Source organism: Pseudomonas sp. LABIM340, assembly GCF_040017195.2.
Classification (GTDB): Bacteria; Pseudomonadota; Gammaproteobacteria; order Pseudomonadales; family Pseudomonadaceae; genus Pseudomonas.
Window position 1 is genome coordinate 2684207 of record NZ_CM200227.1, and the last position, 21559, is coordinate 2705765.

Consider the following 21559-nt stretch of genomic DNA (forward strand, 5'->3'; position numbering starts at 1 on the left):
CCAAGGAGCTCCCATGAGTGCACAAACCGAGGCGGTGCCCGGCATCGCCGAACAACCCTGGCGCGAGCGCGACGGCCACCTGGTCCTGCTGGCCTCGCGCCGCCGGGGCCACGCCGGCCTGCATTTTCCGCCACTGCCGGAAACCTCTCCATTGCGCGAAGGCTGTGAGCTGGTGGAGCTGGACTCCACGCCGCGGCTGTACAGCTTCACCGTCGTGCATTTCAGCCCGAAGGCCAACAAGCCGCCGCAGCCGCTGGGCCTGGCCGATTTCCCCGAGGGACTGCGGGTATTCGCCCGCCTGGACTATCCCGCCGGTCGCCTGCCGCGCATCGGCGATGCCCTGAGCCTGTGCCTGGTCGACTCCGACAGCGGCCCGATCTACGCCTTCCGTCCGCAGGAGGACGCATGAACAAGCCGGTCTATATCTCTGGCGTGGCGATGACGCCTTTCGGCCGTCACACCGCGTCCCTGCAGGATCTCACCCAGCAGTCGGTGTTGCAGGCGCTGACCGACGCCGGGATCGAACTGCATGAGCCGCAGGCCTTCTACGCCTGCAACGTGTTCGGCGGCATGGTCCTGGGCCAGGTGCTGCTGCGCGACCTGGGCCTGTCCGGCCTGCCGATCTACAACGTGGAAAACGCCTGCGCCAGTGGCGCCACCGGCGTGCACCTGGCCTGCCATGCGCTGCAGGCCGGCATCTACGACACCGTGGTGGTGTTCGGCGTGGAGAAGCTCACCAGCCTGGGCGGCGGCACCATCCCGCTGCAGCGCAACGACTACATGACCGAACTCTATGCCCGTGCCGGCATGGCGCTGCCGGCGATCTACGCCATGCGCGCCACCCGCTACCTGCACGAGTTCGGCGTGGGCGCCGAGGTGCTGGCGGAGGTGGCGGTGAAGAACCGTCGTCACGGTGCGCTCAACCCCTACGCGCAGACCCGCACCGAGGTTTCCCTCGACGAGGTGCTGAACTCGCGGACGGTCTTCGACCCGCTGACCCTGCTGCAATGCTGCCCCTCGGCGGTGGATGGCGCCGCCGCGCTGGTGCTGACCACCCGCAAGCCGCAGCAGGCGCGCCCGGTACAGGTACTGGCGTCGGTCATCCAGTCCGGCCGCGCCGAGGATCCGGACGACGACATCCTGTCCGCCGAGATCACCGCCCGCGCCGCCACGCTGGCCTACCGGCAGGCGGGGGTGAAGCCGGCCGACATCGACGTCATCGAGCTGCACGACGCCTTCAGCATCGCCGAACTCATCTACTACAACGCCCTCGGCCTGTGCGGCCGCGGCGAAGCCCACGAACTGCTGAAGAGCGGGGCTACCGGACTGGGCGGCAAGACCGTGGTCAACCCCTCCGGCGGCCTGCTCGCCAAGGGCCATCCGCTGGGCGCCACCGGCGTCGCGCAGATGGTCGAGGCGGTCTGGCAACTGCAACGGCGTGCCGGTGAACGCCAGGCCGAGGGCGCCGAGCTGGCGTTGACCCAATGCACCGGCGGCGGCATCGCCGGCGTCGATCACGCGGCTTCCGCCGTACACATCCTGGGCGTCTGAGGAGACCCACATGAATACGTCCCCCATGAATAAACCGGTCGCCATCGTCACCGGTGGCGCCCAGGGCATCGGCCTGGGCCTGACCCGGGCCCTGCTGGACGCCGGTTACGCCGTCGCCATGTTCGACCTCAACGGCGAAGCGATGGACAGACTGGTCGCCGAAGCCGGCGCGCAAGCGGACAGCCTGATGGGCGTGAAGGTCGACGTGACCGCCGCCGAGCAGGTGAATGCCGCAGTGGCCCAGGTCATCGCGCGCTGGAAGACCCCGGACCTGCTGGTGAACAACGCCGGCCTGACCCGCGACAAACGCCTGGTGAACATGAGCGAGGCGGACTGGGACCTGGTGCTGGACGTCAACCTCAAGTCGCAGTTCCTCTGTGCCAAGGCCGTGGTGCCGGGCATGGTCGAGCAGGGCTTCGGGCGCATCGTCAACATCTCCTCGCGGGCCTGGCTCGGCGGCTTCGGCCAGGCCAACTATTCGGCGGCCAAGGGCGGCGTGATCAGCCTGACGCGCACCCTGGCCATCGAACTGGCCAGGCACGGCATCACCGCCAACGCCATTGCCCCGGGTGCCATCGATACGCCGATCCTCGCGCCGCTCTCCGACGAGCAGCGGGCGAAGATCATGGCGACCATTCCCGTGGGCCGCATCGGCAAGCCCGAGGACATCGCCCATGCCGTGCTGATGTTCGCCGACCCGAAGGCGTCCTACATCACCGGTCAGACGCTCTACGTCTGCGGCGGCCGCTCCCTGTCCAGCCCGAGCGCTTGAGCCATGGCGATCCAGTTCCAGATCATCGGCCACGTGGCGCTCATCACCCTGGATGCGCCGGAGTCCATGAATGCCCTGACCATCGGCGACCTGCGGCATCTGCGCAAAGCCCTGGGCACCGCGCAGGACGAGGACCAGGTACGCGCCATCGTCCTCACCGGTGCCGGTGATCAGGCGTTCTGCACCGGCGCCAACCTCAAGGCGACCTTGCCGCCGTCCACCGGCTTCGCCAGCGGCAACTTCAAGAGCCGCGCGGCGGAAGCCGAGGAGGGTGGCTACACGCGGCTGATCGACCTCGGTGATCTGGAAATCTGGAAGCCGATGATCGCCGCCATCCAGGGCTACTGCCTCGGTGGCGGGCTGGAGCTGGCGCTGCAATGCGACCTGCGCATCGCCAGCGAGCAGGCCTCCTTCGCGCTGCCCGAAGCACGGGTCGCCAGCGTGCCGGCCGTGGGCGGCGTGCAGTACCTGTTGCGCGCCATCCCTGCGGCCCACGCGATGAAGCTTGCCCTGACCGGCGAGCGCATCGACGCCGCCCAGGCCCTGCGCATTGGCCTGATCAGCGACTGCGTGCCGCGCGGGCAGTTGCTGACCCTGGCCATGGAGCTGGCGGAGACCATTGCCGCCAACGGCCCGCTGGCGGTACAGGCGATCAAGCGCCTGGCGGTGGAGACCAGCCACCTGGCGCCACGAGACTTCGTCGCCCAGGCCAACCTGCACTGGGGCCTGCTGCGCGACAGCCGCGACCGCATCGAGGGCCGCAAGGCCTTCGCCGAGAAACGTCAGCCGAAATTCACCGGCCAATGAGCCCCGAGTAACCATCGATGAACTTCGCTCCCAACCCCTCCCAGGAAATGATGATCGATGCGGCCCGGCGCATGGTGCGTGACCGTATCGATCCCGTGCTCGCCCGTCACCCCGTGGACAAGCCGCTGCCGCGCAGCGCCATGCTGGAGATTTACGCGGCCTTGGCCGAGCTGGGCATTACCGCGCCGCGCCTGCCCGTCGAGGTCGGTGGCGGTGGGCTGAAGATGCTCGACTACGGGCTGATCCTCGAACAGCTGCCGGCCATTGTCGCGCTGTCGCTGATTTCCCACGAAGGCACCGTGGCGCGCATCTATTCCGGCTGCCCGCCGGAGATCGCCGCGCAGTACCTGCCGGACCTGATCGCCGGGCGCAAGATCGCCTGCACCGCCAACTCCGAGGTCAACGCCGGCTCCGACTCCAACGCGGTGAAGACCCGCCTGCGGGTCGAAGGCGACAGCGCCTATATCAGTGGTCGCAAGATCTGGATCACCAACGCTTCGGTCTGCGACCTGCTGAATGTCTCCTGCACCCTGGGCAACGCCGAGCGTGGCCGGCCGATTGCCCAGCGCGCCCTGGTGGACCGCAGCCAGTCGACGGTGGAGGTGCGCGAGATTGGCGTCACCGGCCTGCAGCAGGGCCACCTGAGCGAGGTGCTGTTCGAGGAAACCCGCATTCCCCGCAGCCACCTGATCGGCGAGGCCGGCGATGCCGCCCGGACTCTTACCGTCGGCTGGAACGGCAACCGCCCGCTGATCGGCCTGATGTGCGTGCACCTGGCGCAGAAGGCCTTCGACATGTGCGTGGAATATGCCGGCGTGCGCGAGCAGTTCGGCAAGCCGCTGGCGGCGCACCAACTGGTGCAACAGGACCTGGCGGACATGCAGACGCTGATCGTCAGCGCGCGCCTGCTCTGCTACCAGGCGCTGGATGCGATGGACCGTGGCCAGCGCGCCAACGGCAGCTCGGCCATGGCCAAGCGCTACGCCACCCAGGCCTGCGAGCGCGCGCTCGGGCTGGCGATGCAGCTGCATGGCGGCATGGGCATCACCGAGGAACTGGGCATCGAACGCATGTGGCGCGACGCCCGCATGTTCCAGGTGCCCGACGGCATGAACGGCATTCTGGCGCTGATCCAGGGCCGCGAGATCACCGGCGTCAGCGCGTTCCGCTGAGCCGCCCAGAACAAGAATCCGAAGGAGTTACCCATGAGTTCGCAGATGATGGAAGGCAAGGTCGTCATCGTCACCGGCTCCGGCCGTGGCATCGGCCGCGAGATGGCCCTGCAGATGGCCGCGCAGGGTGCGCGGGTGGTGGTCAACGACGTGGGTGTCAGTGTCAGCGGCGAGGCCGATGACGAGGACCCCGGCCGCGAAGTGGTCGAGGCGATCCGCGCCGCCGGTGGCGAAGCGGTACTCAGCCGCGACAGCGTATCGGATTGGGACAGCGCCCAGCGCATCGTCCAGCAGGCCATGGACAGTTTCGGTCGCCTCGATGCGGTGGTGAACAACGCCGGCATCCTGCGCGACCGGATCTTCCACCAGATGAGCCCGGAGGAATTCGACGCGGTGATCCGCGTGCACCTCTACGGCAGCTTCTACATGAGCCGCGCGGCGATCACCGGGTTCCGCGAGCAGAAGTCCGGCGCCTTCGTGCACATGACCTCCACCTCCGGCCTGGTGGGCAACCTCGGCCAGGCCAATTACGCCGCCGCCAAGCTGGGCATCGTCGGGCTGTCCAAGTCCATCGCCCTGGATGGCGCTCGCTATGGCGTGCGCTCCAACTGCATCGCGCCATTCGCCTGGAGCCGCATGGTCGGCTCGATCCCCGCCACTGACCCGGCCCAGGCCGCGCGGGTGGAGAAGGTCAAGTCGATGACCCCGGCGCCGATCGCCGCCATGGCGGTGTTTCTCGCCAGCGACGCGGCCAGCGAGGTCAACGGGCAGGTCTTCACCGTGCGCCGCAACGAGGTGTTCCTGATGAGCCAGCCGCGACCGCTGCGTTCGTTGCACCGCGGCGAGGGCTGGACACCGGAGTTGCTGGCCGAACATATGCTGCCGGCGCTCAAACCGTCGTTCCTGCCATTGGATACCTCGGCCGACGTGTTCGGCTGGGACCCGGTCTGAGGAGAGCAAGCCCATGGATTTCAACGTACCTGACGACTGGGTGGCGGTAGGCGACGCGCTGATCCGCTTCATCGAGCAGGAAGTGGTGCCGCTGGAGAAGCAGCACGCTGACCTGCTGCACAACGAACGCCGCCTGTACAGCGAGGATGGCCGCTACGCGCCTCAGGTGATGGAGCTGCGCGCGCGGGTGCGCCGGCTCTCCGCCGAAGCCGGCTTCTACACCGCGCTGGGCGACCTGTCGCTGGGTGGTGCCGGCCTCGGCGCCCAGGCCGCGGTCTACCTGCAGGAGCGGCTGAATGCCCATGTCGGGCCGTCCCGGCACCTGATCCAGACGGTGATCCTGCCGTCGCCCTTCACCAACGGCCTGACGCCGGTGCTTCGCCACCTGCAGCCGCAGGTGCTGGAGGAGTACCTGCCGGCCATCGCCAGCGGCGAGCGTACCCTCTGCTTCGGCCTCAGCGAGCCGGATGCCGGCTCCGACGTGCTGGCCATGCGCACCCGCGCGGTGCGCGACGGTGACCACTGGGTGCTCAACGGCAGCAAACAGTGGATCACCAACGCTCCCTACGCCGACTACGCGATGATCTTCGCCGTCACCGACGAGGACAAGGTGAAGGCAGGGAAGGGCGGTATCACCGGCTTCTTCCTGGCCACCGACACCCCCGGCTTCTCGGTGCCCAGCGTGATCCCGATCATGGGCCACCTGGGCGCGGACATCGGCATCATCGCGCTGGACAATGTGCGGGTGCCTGACAGCCAGCGCATCGGTCCACTCGATCGCGGCCTGCAGGCGGCGCTGGAAGGCGTCAACGCCGGGCGTCTGAGCATGGCCGCGTCCTGCCTGGGGCTGGCGCGCTGGGCGCTGGACCAGGCGCTGGACTACGCCAAGGTGCGCAAGACCTTCGGCCAGCCGATCGCCGAGCACCAGATGGTCCAGGCGATGCTCGCCGAGTGCGCGATGGACATCTATGCGGTGAAGAGCATGGTGCGCCATTGCGCGTGGCTGGTGGACCAGGGCCAGCCGGCGACCAAGGAAGTCTCCATCGTCAAGGCATCCTCCACCGAAGCGCTGTGCCGGGTGATGGACCGCTGCATGCAGGTGCATGGCGGCATGGGCCTGACCAACGAGCTGCGCCTGGAAGAGGGCTTCCGTTTCGCCCGCAGCATGCGCATCCCCGACGGCACCTCGGAAATCCAGCGGCGCACCATCGCCCGCCGCCTGCTCGACGGCGACACCTGCTTCTGACCCATAATTCCAACAAGCGGGCCACAGCCCGTGAACAGGAGGCTTCATGGCCTACAGTCATCCCCACCCGACGCCGCCCGGCGTGGTCGAACGCCCGAGCAGTCCGCTGGCCGCCGATCCGCGCCACGCCGCCAGCCTGCCGGCGCGCCAGGTGCACATCCCGCAAACCAGCATCTTCAACCACCTGGAGACCGCCGCGCGGCGCTATCCGGGCAAGACTGCGGTGCAGTTCTTCGGCAATGCCTACCGTTATGCCGAGCTGCTGCGCGACGTCGAGCGCATGGCCGGCTACCTTCAGAACGTCTGCGGCGTGGAGCGCGGGGACCGGGTGGTGGTGTTCAGCCAGAACTGCCCGCAGTTCATCGCCGCCTACTTCGCCATCCTGCGTGCCGACGCCGTGCTGGTGCCGGCCAACGCCATGCTGCTGCTCGAGGAGATGGAACACATCGTCCGCGACAGCGGCGCGGTGGCGGCCTTCGTCGCCGAGGAGCTGGTGGAACAGGTCGCCCCGTTGATTGGTCGCACCTCGCTGCGGCACGTGGTCGTGCATGCCTACGGCGATGTGCTGGGTGAGGATGACGCCGGGCTGAACATTCCCGACTGGGTGCGCCAGCGCTCCTCGACGCAGCCACTGTTCGCCGGTGGCGAGCGCTGGGCGGCGGCACTGGCCCAGGAGCACGCGCCGACGCCGCATCGCGCCGGCCCCGACGACCTCTGCATGCTGCCCTACACCTCGGGCACCACCGGCAAGCCCAAGGCCTGCGTACACACCCATCGGACCGTCAGCACCTCCTTCGTCGGCTCCTCGGTATGGCGCCCGACCAACGCCTCCTCGGTGTTCCTCGCGGTGGCGCCGCTGTTCCACCTGCTCGGCTTGCAGACCAACGTCAACGCCGCGATCTTCAACGGCAGCACCATCGTGCTGATGCCGCGCTGGGACCGCGAAACCGCCGCGACCCTGATCGAGCGCCACGGTGTGACCTTCTGGGCGGCATTGCCGACCATGCTGGTGGACTTCTTCTCGCAGCCCGGCATTGACCAGCGCGACCTCTCCAGCCTGCGCATCATTACCGGCGGCGGGGCGGCCACGCCGCAGCACATCAGCGACCTGCTCAAGCAGCGCTACGGCCTCGACTACATCGAAGGCTACGGCCTGACGGAGACCGCGTCCTTCCTCTGCACCAACCCGCTGTACAAGCCCAAGCGCGGTTGCCTGGGTGTCCCGACTTTCGGCGTCGAGCTGCACCTGCTCGATCCGGAGACTCTGGAACCGGTCGCCCAGGGCGAGGTCGGCGAGATCGTCGCCCACGCCGGCCAGGCGATGCTCGGCTACTGGAACAATCCGCAGGCCAACGCCGACAGCTTCATCGTCATCGACGGCAAGCGTTTCCTGCGTACGGGCGATCTGGCGAGCATGGACGAGGACGGCTACCTGTTCATGCGCGACCGCCTCAAGCGAATGATCAACGCCTCGGGATTCAAGGTCTGGCCGGCCGAGGTCGAAGCTTTGCTGCACGGCCATCCGGCTGTCTCCGAGGCTTGCGTGATCGCCGCCCCGGATCGCCACCGCGGCGAAACGGTGAAGGCGGTGGTCACCCTGAAGCCGGGGGCCACCCTGAGCAGCGAGGAGCTGCTCGCCTGGTGCCGCGAGCACATGGCCACCTACAAGGCACCGCGCCTGGCGCAGATCGTCGACAGCCTGCCGAAGAACGCCACGGGAAAGATCGCCTGGCGCGAGCTGCAGGAACAGGAGATGGCCCGGCACGCCTCCTGAGCGCCGGGCCCGACAACAACAATTCCAAGGATTCCCCGCATGTACCTGACCCAAGGCCTGCAGCGTTCGCTGCAGCAGACGCCCGAGCGTATCGTCACCCTTTTCGGCGCGCGCCGCCGTACCTTCCGCGAGTTCGGCGAGCGCGTCGCGCGCCTGGCCGGCGCCTTGCGCAACCTGGGCATGGTCGCCGACGACCGCGTCGGTATGCTCGCGCTCAACTCCGACCGCTACCTGGAATACATGCAGGGCACCTGGTGGGGCGGTGGGGTGCTCAACCCGATCAACATCCGCTGGGCCGTGCCGGAAATCGTCTACTCGCTGGATGACTGCAACACCCGCTTCCTGCTGGTCGACGATTACTTCCTGCCGCTGGTCGAGGGCATCCGTGCCCAGGCGCGCAATGCGCCGGTGTTCATCTACGCCGGGGAGAAGGACGCTCCACCGGGGATGCTCGACTACGAGACGCTGCTGGCCGACGCCACGCCGGCGGAAGACGCCGGTCGTGGCGGCGACGACCTTGCCTGCATCATGTACACCGGCGGCACCACCGGTTTTCCCAAGGGCGTGATGCAGAGCCACTTCAACCTCTGGTCGGCATGCATCCAGCGCATGGCGGAAATCCACCAGGGCGCCGAGCAGCGCGACCTGCACGTCATGCCGCTGTTCCATATCGCCGGGCTGGCGCGGGTGGTCTCCGGCTTCATCGCCGGCGGCTCGCATGTCATCCAGCCGACCTTCGATGCGCCGGCGGTGCTGCGCGCGATTGCAGAGGAGGGCGTGACCGACGCGATCCTGGTGCCGACCATGATCCTCGGCCTGCTGGCTCACCCCGAGTTCGACCAGTACGATCTGTCCTCGCTGCGGCGCCTGACCTATGGCGCCTCGCCGACCGCCGGCGAAATGATCGAGCAGGTGCTGGCGCGCTTGCCGAACCTGCAGCTGTCGCACTCCTACGGGCTGACCGAGGCCTGCCCGATCGTCTCCACCAATCCGCCGCAGAACCATGGCGCAGAGGCCAGGGCCAGCGGCCTGATCCGTTCGGTAGGGCGTGCCGGCCTGGGCGTCAACGTGAAGATCGTTGACGAGCAGGGCGAAGAGGTACCGCGCGGAACGGTCGGCGAGATCATCGTGCGCGGCCCGAACATCATGCTCGGCTACTGGAACAAGCCGGAGGAAACCGCCAGGGCGCTGCGCGACGGCTGGCTGTTCACCGGCGATGGCGCCTACATGGACGAGCAGGGCTACCTGTTCATCGTCGACCGGCTCAAGGACATGATCGTCAGCGGCGGCGAGAACGTGTATTCGGCTGAAGTGGAGAACGTCGTCGCCCGCCATCCGGCAGTGCTGATGTGCGCGGTGATCGGCATTCCCCACGAACAATGGGGCGAGTCGGTGCATGCCATCGTGGTGCGCAAGCCGGGGGCAACGGTGGATGAGGACGACCTGCGGCGCTACTGCCGCGAGTACATCGCCAGCTACAAGTGCCCGAAATCGGTGGAGTTCCGCGATGCGCTGCCGCTCACCGGGGCCGGCAAGATTCTCAAGCGCGACCTGCGCGAACCCTTCTGGGCCGGCAAGAGCCGGGCGGTGAACTGATGACTGCCATCGACCCGTCTCTGCCGGGCGTTCCTGGCGGCTTTTCGCCGCTGCCGACGCCACCCGGGTTCGCCCGCCACTGCGGCGGCTTCTACCTGCACGACGAACTGCCGGTGCTCGCTGTTCGCATCGGCGAACACCTGCTCAACTCGGTGCGCATCGTCCACGGCGGCTTCCTCGCCACCTTGGCCGACAGTGCCTTCGGCGTGGTGTTCCGGCGCGCATACGATCTGGAGTTTCCGCCGATCACCGTCAGCCTCGCACTCGACTACCTGGGCGCAGTGCGTGAGGGTGACTGGCTGGAGGCCCATGTGGAGATTCTCAAGTTCGGCGGCAGTTTCGCCAACGCCGAATGCCGGTTGAAAGTGGGCGAGCGCACGGTGTTGCGGGCCAGCGGCATCTTCACCCTGTGGAAGGGGCGTACGGCCGGCGCACGCTGATTCGCTGAGGCTCCCGTCAATCACCCAAGCCCCATCGAACCCTCGATGGGGCTTCGTCTTTTCTGGCCTGGCAGGATGGTTGCGACAGCGCACCATTCGCTGCTTGTCACCCTTGGTAACGTGGCTCGGCGGCAGTCCTGGCGCGGTCTGCGGGCGGGCACGGTGGCATCCGGAAGAATTACCCGATCGGGTGAATTGGCGCACTCCACCCCTCGCTAGCATCGGCTCTCCAAACACTGATCCGCTTTCGGAGCGCCGCATGACAAGAACAACAAAACGCGGAGTTTTTCAGCCGCAGCTGCTGGCCGCCGCCGTCGCCCTGGGCGTCGGTTCGCAGGCCTACGCCGTCGACTTCAACATCGGGGAGATCGAAGGCAAGTTCGACTCTTCGTTGTCGATCGGTGCCAGCTGGTCCACCCAGTCCCCCGACAAACAGTTCATCTCCAACTTCAACTCGATGGGCGTGAAGGGCGGCAAGTCGTCGTCGCGCACCGTGGATGACGGTCGCCTGAACTTCAAGAGTGGCGAGAACTTCTCGACCATCTTCAAGGGGCTGCACGATCTGGAACTCAAGTACGGCGACAGCGGTGCATTCGTGCGCGGCAAGTACTGGTACGACTCCGAGCTCAAGGATGGCAGCCAGCACTTCTACGATATCGACGACCATGGCCGCGACCAGGCCGCCAAGTCTTCCGGGGCGATGTTCCTCGACAGCTTCGTCTACCACAACTACGAGCTGGGCGACCTGCCGGGCAACGTGCGGCTGGGCAAGCAGGTGGTCAGCTGGGGCGAGAGCACCTTCATCCAGAACGGCATCAACTCGATCAACCCCATCGACGTCGCCGCGCTGCGCCGCCCGGGTTCCGAGGTGAAGGAAGCGCTGGTGCCGGTGAACATGTTCTACCTGTCCCAGGGGCTGATGGAGAACGTCACCGCCGAAGGCTTCTACCAGATCGAATGGGACAAGTCGGTGGCCGACAACTGCGGGACCTTCTTCGGCAACGATGGTATCCCCAAGGGGTGCGATGACCGCCTGGTGGTGTCCGGGCTGGACCTCGCGCCCGGCCAGGCCACCAACAAGGGCAGCGCCCTGGCCATCGCCCGGGGGCTGGACGATGTCTACATCCCGCGGGTCAAGGACAACGATGCGCGCGACGGCGGCCAGTTCGGCCTGGCACTGCGCTGGTTCATCCCCGAGCTGAACGACACCGAAGTCGCGGCCTATGCGATGAACTACCACAGCCGCAACCCGTTCCTCAGCACCGTGCGCACCAAGGGCGCGGGCTCGCCGCCCAACGCGCTGAACGTGCCGCGCAGCGCCGGCTACTTCATCGACTACCCCGAGGACATCCGTCTCTACGGCCTGAGCTTCCAGACCAACATCGGCGGGACCTCGCTGGGTGGCGAGCTGAGCTACCGGCCGAACATGCCGCTGCAGATCAACACCGCCGACCTGCTCAGCGCCACCACCAACGTGCGCGGCACTCCGGGCCTGTCGCCGCTGGTCACCAGTGGCTACATCGCCGACGTGCCCAACGGTGGCGTGATCAACGGTTACAAGCGCATGCCGGTGCTGCAGGCGCAGATGACCGCGACGCAGTTCTTCGACCAGGTGATGGGCGCCGAGCGCCTGACGCTGATCGGTGAGGTGGGCTACAACCGCATCAACGGACTAGGTGATGCTGATGGCACCGACATCCGTTTCGGCCGCAACCCCGCGTTCGGCTCCGGCATCCTGCCCGGCGCCGCCGGTGCGACCAGCTGCGCCGGCACCAACGTCGGTCTGGCCAACGCCAGCAACCCCGCGCAGGAGTGCAACAGCCACGGTTTCTACACCAGCGACTCCTGGGGCTACCGGCTGCGCGGCATGCTCGATTATCCCAACGTCTTCGCCGGGGTGAACCTCAAGCCGAACCTCGCCTGGTCCCATGACGTTGAAGGTCGCGGGCCGAACTTCGAAGAGGGCGCCAAGGCCATCAGCCTGGGCCTGGATGCCGACTACCTGAACACCTACACCGCCAGCCTCAGTTACACCAACTACTTCGACGGCAAGTACAACACCCTGACTGACCGCGACTTCGTCTCGCTCAGTTTCGGCGTGAACTTCTGATCCAGCACAGGCAGATACCCGCATGAAAAAGATCGCACTCCTGCAAACCGGCGTCCTCGCGCTGTCGCTGCTGACCACCAGTGTCATGGCCGCCATTTCCGCGGACGAAGCGGCCCGGCTCGGAACCAGCCTGACACCGCTGGGCGGCGAAATGGCCGCCAACGCCGACGGCAGCATCCCGGCCTGGACCGGCGGGCTGAAGCCCGGCGCGGCGCCGGTGGACGGCAACGGCTTCCTCGGCGATCCCTTCGCCGCCGACAAGCCACTGTTCGTCATCACCCGCGCCAACGTCGAGCAGTACAAGGACAAGCTGACCCCCGGCCAGCAGGCGATGTTCCAGCGCTACCCGGACACCTACCGTATCCCGGTCTACCCGACTCGCCGCAGCGCTTCCTCGCCGGACTCGATCTACGCGGCGGCGAAGAAGAGCGCCCAGTCCACCGAACTGGTCAACGACGGCGACGGCCTGAGCAACTTCGCCGGGCATTACTACCCTTTCCCGATTCCCAAGTCCGGCGTGGAAGTGGTGTGGAACCACGAGACGCGCTACCGCGGCACCAGCTACACGCAGCAGATCGCCCAGGCCACGCCACAGGTCAACGGTGACTTCACCGTGGTCGAGATGCAGCAGGACGTCGCCATTCCCTTCCTGATGCCTGACGTGGATGCGCAGAAGGCCGCCAACTACCTGTTCCTGGTCAAGCAGGCGGTGACCGCGCCGTCGCGCATGGCCGGCAATGTGCTGCTGGTGCACGAGACCATCGACCAGGTGAAGGAGCCGCGCAATGCCTGGTCCTACAACGCCGGCCAGCGCCGCGTACGCCGCGCCCCGCAGGTCGCCTACGATGGCCCCGGCACAGCTGCCGATGGCTTGCGCACCGCGGACAACGCCGACATGTACAACGGCTCGCCGGACCGCTACCAGTGGAAGCTGATCGGCAAGCGCGAGATGTACGTGCCGTACAACAACTACCGGCTCTGGTCGCCCAAGCTCAAGTACACCGACATCCTCAAGCCGGGCCACATCGACCAGGACCTGACGCGCTACGAGCTGCACCGGGTCTGGGAAGTGGAGGGCACCCTCAAGCCCGGCCAGCGGCACATCTACGCCAAGCGCCACATGTTCTTCGACGAGGACACCTGGTCGCTGCTGGAGGTGGACCACTATGACGGTCGCGGCCAGCTCTGGCGCGTCGGCGAGGGTTACCAGGTCAACGATTACCAGCACGGCGTCAGCCTCTATGCGGCGCAGGCGCTGTACGACCTGATCGCTGGTCGCTACCTGGTGTTCGGCATGACCAACGAATCGAAGAAGGCCACCCAGTACGACCAGAAGTTCAGCATGAACGACTTCACCCCCGCGGCCCTGCGCAACGCCGGTATCCGCTGAGGCAGTCTGTCCGAATGCGGCGATGCGTCGGTCATCGCCGTGCCTGCGCCGGGGCGTCCTGCTCCCGCTCCGGCGCTCTTTGTCCGGGCCACCGAGCATCGCCATCCTGCGGCCGCCACCTGACACGGGTGGCGCCTTTTTCCACGGTGTTTTGCAGTCTGATTACAGACTCGGCGGGCTCCTGTGCCTTCGCACCGCCTGCTGCTCCCGCCACACCATGGATCGAGGCCCATCATGCAAGGTCTGGGTGTCAGTTCGAACTGGGCGTGCGCGCCCGTTGCCATTCTTCCACGGCTCCCGGAGCACCATGTGCCGCGCGGCGCGCTTGCCGCCGCTGTGCGCGATGGCCGGCAGCGCCTGACGTTGCTGTGTGCACCGGCGGGATACGGCAAGACGGTGCTGCTCTGCGAGAGTTTCGTCGGCGGCGCCGCTGGCGAGAGACTGCTGTGGCTGAGCTGCCGCGGGCAGGCGCCGGGGCTGGCCGAACTCTGCTCGAAGATTACCTTGGCGCTGGGTTTTCCAGCCGCCACCGGCCCGGTGCAACTGCTGCGTCTGCTCGGTCTGCCGGGCCGGCCGTTGCGCCTGGTGCTGGACGATCTGGCAGGTGACCTGTGCCTTGAACTGAACAACTGGTTCGAGCAGTTGCTGCACCTGCCGGAGTGCCGTGTACGCCTGTGCGTCAGCTGCCGCCAGCGGCCCGCGTGGGACCTGCCATCGCTGTTGTTGCGAGGCGATCTTCTGGAGCTGGGCGTGGCTCAACTGTGCATGTCACACCGCGATTACGAGTCGGTCTGCCGCCGTATCGCGGCTGATGCCGACGAAGCGCAGCGCGAGGATATCTGGCTGAGGTGCGGCGGCTGGTGGGGTGCCGCCTGCCTTCTGCTGGCCGGCAACAGCCAGGGAAGGACACTGCTGCGCGACTACCTGCAACGCGAAGTGCTGGTGCGCCTGACGGACGGGGAGCGCCGGGTGTTCCATGGGCTGTGCCACCTGCCCAGGTTCTCCGCCGAGCTTTGCGCCCAGCTCTGGGAAGCCGGTGCCGGCGCCCAGGCACTGGGCCGTCTGCTGCACCTGCAGGTGTTCATCCAGCCGCTGGACGCGGAGGAGCACTGGTACCGCGTCCAGCCTCTGGTCGCCAGCCTGCTGCACGATGCCATCGCACCGGACGAGCTGGCGCGCCTGCGCTTGCATGCCTGCCGCCTGCTCAGCCTGGCAGGGCAGCTGCACGACGCCATCGACCAGGCCCTGCGGGCGCGGCAACCCGAGGTGGCGGCGACCTACATCGAGCGCCTGAAGCCCAGCTGGCAACTTGCCGACCGTCACTTGCGGCGCGTGCTGGAGTGGCGTCGGCAACTGCCTGGCGAGCTGCTGGAAGGCACCCCTCGGTTGATCTACCTCAGTTCGCTGGCGCTGTTGCTCAGTGGCCGGGTCGGCGAAGCCGAGCGCAGCCTGGCCGGCTTGTCGCGCTTCCTGCCGGCGGCCACTGCGGAGCATAACCGTCTGCTGCTGGCGCACTGGCAAGCCCTTGTCGGTGGCGTCCAGGCGTTCCGCGGTGAACTTGATGGGGCCGAGCGGCACTGCCGCGAGGCGCTGGCCAACCTGGGCGACGAGCCGAGGGACTGGCTGTCGCACCTGCTCTGCCAGTTCACCCTGGGACGGGTTCTGCAGGCCAGCGGTCGCGTGCGGGAGGCGCAGGCGCACTGGCACGCCGCGCTGGAGCAGGCGCGCCGACAGGGCTGCCAGGACAGCGAGGCGTTGCTGCAGGGCGAGTGCCTGCGCGGGCTGATGCTGGCCGGTGAGCTGGAGCTGGCCGGGCTGTTGCTCGAGGATGGGCTGCAGGGGCGCGCGCAGGCCGGGCTGGATTGGGACCCGGTACTGGGGCGCCTGATGCTCACTCGCGCTGATCTTTTGCTGGCGCAGGGCGCCGTGGAGGACGCCGACCTGACGCTGCGGGCCGCCCAGCCGCACCTGCGCGATTGCGACGCGCCCTTCGTGCTGGGCAGTTACCTTGGACTGGCCGAGGTGGCTGGTCGTCGCGGCAACCCGGCCTTGGCGCAGGCCCAGGTCCGGCGCGGCGAGCGGGCCATGCAGTGCGCCGGTATCGACCGGCACTGCTACCAGCCCGCGCTGGCCCTGCAGCAATTGAAGGGCCTGGCGCAACGGCGAGACTGGCGTGGCGTGCTCGATGCCGGCGGCCTGCTCGCCGGGCAGTACCCGGTGGGGGGGGCGCTGTCGACCCTGCTGCCGCCCACCCTGAGCCTGGAGGTGCAATGGCTGGTGGCGCAGGCAGAGCACCACCTGGGGCGGCGCGAGCAGGCAGCGGCGCGATTGCGGGTGATCGTCGAGCACTGCAGCCGGAGCGGGTTTGGCCAGCTGCGCGCGGAGGTGCTGCGCTTCCGGCAACAGCAGGAAATCGAAGAGGAGGGGGCCGACGCCGGCGGCTATCAGGAGGAGCTGACGGCCCGTGAAGCGGCGGTACTCGAGCGGCTCGCCGAGGGCCTGTCGAACCAGGAAATCGCCGATGTCCTGTTCCTCTCGGTGAATACCGTCAAGTACCACGCCAAGAACATCAACGCGAAGCTCGGCACCAGCCGACGCACCCAGGCGATCGCCTTCGCCAAGGCCCGTGGATTGCTCGCCTGAGGCCGTACCACCTGATCCGGGTGGCGCCCTGCGGCGGGCATAGCCCCAACCATTGCAGCGACTCGCCGGCGCTGTCCGCCGGCTCGATTGCCTAGCTGAGGAGCCTCTGCCATGACCGCCACCGCCCACCCGGATGACGCCGCGATCCGTGCGATCCTGCAGCGCCAGCACGCCGCCAGCCGAGCGGGCGAGCCGTGGAGCGCCGAGCAGCGCATCGAGTTGATCGACCGCGCCATCGACCTGCTGGTCCGTCACGAGGCGGCGCTGATCGAAGCGCTCGACGCGGACTTCGGCCAGCGCAGCCCGACCTTTTCGCGCCATAGCGACGTGCTGTCGCCGCTGGCCACCCTGCGCCAGACCCGTGACGAGCTGCACCAGTGGATGCAGCCGGAGCGCCGCCAGGCGCCGCGCGGCGAGGCCTGGGTGCAGTACCAGCCGCTGGGCGTGGTGGGCATCGTCACTGCCTGGAACGTACCGGCCAATATGGTCTTCAAGGGCTTGGCCGGTGCGCTGGCAGCGGGCAACCGGGTCATGATCAAACCTTCGGAGTTCAACCCGCAGACCTCGGCACTGATCGCCCGGATGATCCGTGAGGTCTATGCCGAGGACGAGGTGGCGGTGGTCACCGGCCCGGCGGAAGTCGGCCAGGCTTTCTGCCGCCAGCCCTTCGACCACCTGCTGTTCACCGGCGCCGGCAGCATTGGCCGGCATGTGCTGCGCGCGGCCGCCGAGAACCTGGTGCCGGTGACCCTGGAGCTGGGCGGCAAGTCGCCGGCCATCGTGTCCCGCTCGGCCGACCTGAAGAGCGCGGCCAGCAAGATCATGCTCGGCAAGCTGATGAACGCCGGCCAGCTGTGCGTGGCGCCGGACTACGTATTGGTCCCCGAGGAGTTGCTGGACGCCTTTGTCGAGATCGCCCGCGCTGTCGTCGCCAAGGTCTTCCCGACGCTGGCCGACAACCCCGAGTACACCGCCGTCATCAACGCCCGCCATTACCAGCGCCTGCGCGGCTACCTGGACGAGGCGCAGGCTGCGGGCGTCGAACTGGTCGAACTCAACCCGGCCGGCGAAACGCTCGACCCCGCGCGTCGCAAGCTTGCGCCGACCCTGCTGCGTGACCCCGGCGAAGGCCTGCAGGTCATGCAGGACGAGATCTTCGGGCCGCTCCTGCCGATCAAGCCGTATCGCCACTTCGACGAGGCCATCGCCTACGTCAACGCCCGCCCGCGCCCCCTCGGCCTGTACTGGTTCGGCAGCGATGCCGGCGAGGAGCGTGCAGTGCTCGAACGCACCTGTTCCGGCGGCGTGACGCTCAACGAAGTGATGCACCACGCCGGGCTGGAAAGCCTGCCCTTCGGTGGCGTCGGCCACAGCGGCATGGGCGCCTACCACGGCATCGATGGCTTCCGCACCTTCAGCCACGCCAGGGCCATCTACCGCGCCGGCTGATCCACGCCGGCTCCCGTCACTGTCGAATTCCCCTACCGTCGAGAAGGCACACCATGAAAGCAGCTGTATTCCACCAGGTCGGCGCGCCGCTGAGCATCGAAGACGTCGGCATCAGCAAGCCCGGTCCGCGCGAAGTCCTGATCCGTACCGTCGCCGTGGGCGTCTGCCATTCGGATCTGCACGTGATCGACGGCTCCTATCCCTATCCTGGCCCCATGGTGCTCGGCCACGAGGCCGCCGGCATCGTCGAGCAGGTCGGCTCCGAGGTGCGCACGGTCAAGCCCGGCGATCACGTGGTGACCTGCCTGACGGTGTTCTGCGGCCACTGCGAACACTGTGTGACGGGCCACCTGTCGCGCTGCGTTTCGCCGGAGACCAAGCGTGACAAGGACGAAGAGCCGCGCCTGAGCTATGCGCAGAAGCCCATGCCGCAGTTCGTCAACCTCTCGGCCTTCGCCGAGCAGATGCTGGTGCACGAGAACGCCTGCGTGGCAATCCGCCGCGACATGCCGCTGGACCGCGCCGCATTGCTCGGCTGTGCCGTTACCACCGGTACCGGTGCGGTGTTCAACACGGCCAAGGTCCGTCCTGGCGAAACGGTCGCGGTGATCGGTTGTGGCGGTATCGGCCTGGCGGCGATCAATGGCGCGGCACTGGCCGGGGCCGGGCGGATCATCGCCATCGACATGCTCGACTCCAAGCTGGAGCTGGCCCGCCAGTTCGGTGCCACCGATGTGGTCAACGGCAAGGGCGGCGACGCGGTGAAGCAGGTGCTGGAACTGACCCGTGGCGGCGTGCATCACGCCTTCGAGTGCATCGGCCTCAAGCAGACTGCCGAGCAGGCCTTCGGCATGCTGGCGCGCGGGGGCACCGCCACCATCATCGGCATGATCAAGCCGGGCCTGAAGATCGAGGTCGACCCCTACCAGCTGCTCCACGAACGTCGCCTGCAGGGCTCGTTGATGGGCTCCAACCGCTTCCCGGTGGACATGCCCGCGCTGGTGGATTTCTACATGGCCGGCCGGCTCAAGCTCGACGAGATGATTTCCCAGCGCATCCGCCTGGACCAGATCAACCAGGCCTTCGATGAACTGCGTCGCGGCGAGCTGGCTCGCTCGGTGATCGTCTTCGACCAATGACTTGCCCGGGGCCGCCCGCAGTCGGCGGCCCGGTACCAGGAGTTCACTGATGGATATCCACTTCACCCCCGAGGAACAGGCGTTCCGCGAAGAGGTGCGCGCGTTCCTGCGCGCCGAGCTGCCCCCGGAGCTGGCGCAACGCATCCTCGCCGGCAAGCGCCTGAGCAAGGAAGACCAGGTGCGCTGGATGCGCATCCTCAACCAGCGCGGCTGGCTGGTGCCGGGCTGGCCCGCGGAGTATGGCGGCCCGGGCTGGGGCGCCGTGCAGAAACATATTTTCGAGGAAGAGTGCTTCGCCGCTGGCGCGCCACGGGTGGTCGCCTTCGGCGCGAAGATGGTGGCGCCGGTGCTGATCCGTTTCGGTACGCCGGAGCAGAAGGCGCGCTTCCTGCCGCGCATCCTCGACAGCTCCGACTGGTGGTGCCAGGGCTATTCAGAGCCGGGTGCCGGTTCCGACCTGGCCGCGCTGAAGACCCGCGCCGTGCGCGACGGCGATCACTACGTGGTGAACGGCCAGAAGATCTGGACCACCCTGGCGCATTACGCCGACTGGATGTTCTGCCTGGTCCGTACCGATCCGGACGCGCCCCAGCAGCGCGGCATCAGTTTCCTCCTGATCGACATGAAGACACCGGGCATCACGGTGCGGCCGATCATCACCCTGGACGGCGAACACGAGGTCAACGAAGTGTTCTTCGACAACGTGCGCGTTCCGGTTGAAAACCTGGTGGGCCGCGAGAACGAAGGCTGGACCTGCGCCAAGTACCTGCTGACCCACGAACGCACCAGCATCGGCGGCATCAACCAGACCAAGGTGCTGCTGCGCAAGCTCAAGCAGGTGGCGGCGCAGGAGTTGCGCAACGGCCGGCCGCTGCTCGAAGACCCGCTGTTCCGGGCGCAGGTCGCCGCCGTGGAGATGCAACTGATGGCAGCCGACATGAGCAACCTGCGCGCGCTGGTGGCGGCCCGCGATGGCGGAGTGCCGGGTGCCGAAAGCTCGATTCTCAAGGTCAAGGGCACCGAGGTGCGCCAGCAGATCGTCTACCTGCTGACCAAGGCCGTGGGTAGCTACGCGCTGCCCTTCCTGGAGGACGAACTGGGTCTGGAAGGCAGGCCGGGCGAGGTGCTGCACAGCACCGACAGCGCCACTGCCGCCTACCAGTACCTCGACTCGCGAAAGGCCTCGATCTACGGCGGCTCCAACGAGATCCAGAAGAACATCATCGCCAAGATGATCCTTGAGTTGTAAGGAGCCCGCAGCATGGACTTCAAATTGAGCGCAGAGCAGCAGATGCTGCAGGACACCGCGGCGCGCCTGGTGCGCGACCACTACAGCTTCGAACAGCGCGAGGCCAACCGGCGCGAACCGGACGGCTTCAGCCGGGCCTTCTGGGCGCAACTGGGTGAGCTGGGGCTGTGCGCCGTACCGTTTGCCGAAGGCCATGGCGGATTTGCCGGACAGGGTGTGGAAGTGGGCCTGGTCTGCGCCGAGCTGGGCCGTGGCCTGTGCCTGGAACCCTACCTGCATTCGGTGGTGTACGCCGGCGGACTGCTGGCGCAACTGGCCAACCCGGCACAGGGCGCCGAACTGCTGCCGCGAGTCGCCAGCGGCGAGTTGCAACTGGCGCTGGCCGTCGATGAGCCGCAAAGCCATTACCAGCTGCACGATGTCCACAGCACCGCCAGCCTCACGTCCGGCGGCTGGCTGCTGGACGGGCGCAAGAGCGTGGTCTTCGGCGGACAGAGTGCCGGGCTGATTCTGGTATCGGCACGCACCGAGGGCGAGCCGCTGGACGAGGCGGGGATCAGCCTGTTCCTGGTCGACCCCGACAGCCCCGGCGTGCGTCGTCGGGACTACCCGACGCTGGATGGCCGCATGGCCTGCGACCTGTACCTGGACCAGGTGTTCGTGCCCACCGCCGCCCTGCTGGGCGCGGAAGGCGGCGCGCTGGCCGCGCTGCGCTACCAGCAGGGAAGGGCCATCGCCGCGCAGTGCGCCGAGGCGGTCGGCAGCATGGAAGCGGCCTGTGCGCTGACCCTCGACTACCTGAAAACACGCCAGCAGTTCGGCAACGTCATCGGCAAGTTCCAGGCCCTGCAGCACCGCATGGTCGACCTGCGTATCGAACTGGACCAGGCCAGCTCCATGGCGCTGCTCGCCGCTTGCCTGGCCGATGAGCCGGACAGCGCCGAGCGCAGCCGCGCCCTGGCGGCGGCCAAGTACATCGTCAGCCGCGCGGCCCGCCTGATCGCCGACGAGAGCGTGCAGCTGCATGGCGGCATCGGCCTGACCTGGGAATACCAGCTCTCGCACCATGCCAAGCACCTGCTGATGGTCGCCCGTCATTTGGGCGACGATGACCATCACCTGCAGGTCTTCAGCGACTTGATGACTTCGGCCTGATCCACTCTCAAACCGTTCACCGGGCCGGCGAGGCCCGGTGCTGCGGCCCTCCCGTAGTGCCCGCTCTTGTCTGGATCACAGTGCTTCGCGAGAGGCAACTACTGACCCCTGGAGG

The 21559-nt window shown here is 67.5% G+C and carries 17 protein-coding genes; all 17 read left to right on the forward strand.

The genetic code is table 11. The annotated features are described in order from the left end of the window. The first annotated feature begins 13 nt into the window (after positions 1–13). The 17 genes from ABKS89_RS12565 (at position 14) to ABKS89_RS12645 (ending at position 21444) form a co-directional block, all read left to right on the forward strand. The gene (locus tag ABKS89_RS12565; protein WP_348589302.1) at positions 14–409 is read left to right on the forward strand and encodes a Zn-ribbon domain-containing OB-fold protein; all 396 of its coding nucleotides are present in this window, start codon (positions 14–16) and stop codon (positions 407–409) included. Then, entirely contained in the window at positions 406–1551 is a 1146-nt protein-coding gene (locus ABKS89_RS12570) for a thiolase family protein (RefSeq protein WP_348589301.1), read from the forward strand. The genes ABKS89_RS12565 and ABKS89_RS12570 overlap by 4 nt, the downstream gene beginning before the upstream one ends. A 10-nt stretch (positions 1552–1561) precedes the next feature. After that, positions 1562–2323, forward strand: a complete 762-nt coding sequence (fabG, locus tag ABKS89_RS12575; RefSeq protein WP_348589300.1) for a 3-oxoacyl-ACP reductase FabG — start codon at positions 1562–1564, stop codon at positions 2321–2323. 3 nt (positions 2324–2326) lie between these two features. Next, positions 2327–3130 (forward strand): enoyl-CoA hydratase/isomerase family protein, encoded by an 804-nt coding sequence (locus ABKS89_RS12580; protein WP_348589299.1) that lies wholly within the window; start codon positions 2327–2329, stop codon positions 3128–3130. Positions 3131–3147: 17 nt separating this feature from the next. Then, the gene (locus tag ABKS89_RS12585) at positions 3148–4302 is read left to right on the forward strand and encodes an acyl-CoA dehydrogenase family protein (RefSeq protein ID WP_348589298.1); all 1155 of its coding nucleotides are present in this window, start codon (positions 3148–3150) and stop codon (positions 4300–4302) included. A gap of 33 nt (positions 4303–4335) precedes the next feature. Further along, a complete protein-coding gene (locus tag ABKS89_RS12590; protein WP_348589297.1) occupies positions 4336–5253 on the forward strand; it encodes an SDR family oxidoreductase in 918 nt (305 codons plus the stop codon). A 13-nt stretch (positions 5254–5266) separates the two neighbouring features. Continuing rightward, a complete protein-coding gene (locus ABKS89_RS12595; RefSeq protein WP_348589296.1) occupies positions 5267–6499 on the forward strand; it encodes an acyl-CoA dehydrogenase family protein in 1233 nt (410 codons plus the stop codon). A 46-nt stretch (positions 6500–6545) separates the two neighbouring features. Then, positions 6546–8273: a long-chain fatty acid--CoA ligase gene (locus ABKS89_RS12600; RefSeq protein ID WP_348589295.1), complete on the forward strand. Its 1728-nt coding sequence runs from the start codon at positions 6546–6548 to the stop codon at positions 8271–8273. Between the two features lie 39 nt (positions 8274–8312). After that, positions 8313–9869, forward strand: coding sequence for a long-chain-fatty-acid--CoA ligase (locus ABKS89_RS12605; protein ID WP_348589294.1), 1557 nt, complete (start codon positions 8313–8315; stop codon positions 9867–9869). Next, on the forward strand, positions 9869–10309 hold the full coding sequence (locus ABKS89_RS12610) for a PaaI family thioesterase (protein WP_348589293.1): 441 nt from the start codon (positions 9869–9871) through the stop codon (positions 10307–10309). The genes ABKS89_RS12605 and ABKS89_RS12610 overlap by 1 nt, the downstream gene beginning before the upstream one ends. 259 nt (positions 10310–10568) lie before the next feature. Next, on the forward strand, positions 10569–12419 hold the full coding sequence (locus ABKS89_RS12615; protein WP_348589292.1) for a DUF1302 domain-containing protein: 1851 nt from the start codon (positions 10569–10571) through the stop codon (positions 12417–12419). Positions 12420–12441: 22 nt separating this feature from the next. After that, entirely contained in the window at positions 12442–13809 is a 1368-nt protein-coding gene (locus tag ABKS89_RS12620) for a DUF1329 domain-containing protein (protein ID WP_348589291.1), read from the forward strand. A 309-nt stretch (positions 13810–14118) separates the two neighbouring features. Further along, on the forward strand, positions 14119–16452 hold the full coding sequence (locus ABKS89_RS12625; protein WP_348589290.1) for a helix-turn-helix transcriptional regulator: 2334 nt from the start codon (positions 14119–14121) through the stop codon (positions 16450–16452). A gap of 111 nt (positions 16453–16563) precedes the next feature. Next, a complete protein-coding gene (locus ABKS89_RS12630; protein ID WP_348589289.1) occupies positions 16564–17901 on the forward strand; it encodes a coniferyl aldehyde dehydrogenase in 1338 nt (445 codons plus the stop codon). 53 nt (positions 17902–17954) lie between these two features. Next, positions 17955–19040, forward strand: coding sequence for a Zn-dependent alcohol dehydrogenase (locus ABKS89_RS12635; protein ID WP_253452917.1), 1086 nt, complete (start codon positions 17955–17957; stop codon positions 19038–19040). A gap of 49 nt (positions 19041–19089) precedes the next feature. Then, the gene (locus ABKS89_RS12640; protein WP_348589288.1) at positions 19090–20289 is read left to right on the forward strand and encodes an acyl-CoA dehydrogenase family protein; all 1200 of its coding nucleotides are present in this window, start codon (positions 19090–19092) and stop codon (positions 20287–20289) included. Positions 20290–20301: 12 nt separating this feature from the next. Next, the gene (locus tag ABKS89_RS12645) at positions 20302–21444 is read left to right on the forward strand and encodes an acyl-CoA dehydrogenase family protein (RefSeq protein WP_348589287.1); all 1143 of its coding nucleotides are present in this window, start codon (positions 20302–20304) and stop codon (positions 21442–21444) included. Positions 21445–21559 lie beyond the last annotated feature (115 nt).